A 543-nucleotide genomic window follows, 5' to 3' on the forward strand; every position below is an offset into this window, starting at 1 on the left:
AAATCGGCAAAGAAGGGTGTGGACCTTTCTCTATTACCGGTCAACCAAATGCAATGGGCGGTCGAGAAGTAGGCGGTTTGGCCAACTTGCTGGCTGCACATATGGATATTGATAACGCAGAACATCGCGCGCTAGTACAAGAATATTGGTCATGCCCAACAATTGTTGAATCGCATGGGCATAAGGCTGTAGATCTGTTTCAAAAGATTGAATCAGGCGATGTTAAAGCGGTCTGGGTGATGGCGACCAATCCTGTCGTGAGTCTGCCAAACAGGCTTCAAATAGAGAGCGCGCTGAAAAAATGTGATTTCGTTGTTGTCTCAGATTATGTGTCGTCAAACGATACTTTACCCTTTGCTGATGTGAAGTTGCCGGCGACGAGCTGGTCAGAAAAAGATGGCACGGTGACGAATTCAGAGCGCACGATTTCTCGTCAAAGAGCTTTCTTGCCGCCTCTAGGTGAGGCAAAGCATGACTGGCGAATTATCTGTGATGTCGCAATTGCAATGGGTTTTGACGGATTTGATTTCGCTTCTCAGCATG

General features: G+C 47.1%; 1 protein-coding gene. It reads left to right on the forward strand.

All coding sequences use genetic code 11. The features are described from left to right. Positions 1–543, forward strand: a 543-nt coding sequence (locus tag A3738_RS27145; RefSeq protein WP_156504535.1) for a molybdopterin-dependent oxidoreductase, incomplete at both ends; no start/stop codon positions are given.

The sequence above is a fragment of the Oleiphilus sp. HI0066 genome (assembly GCF_001635725.1).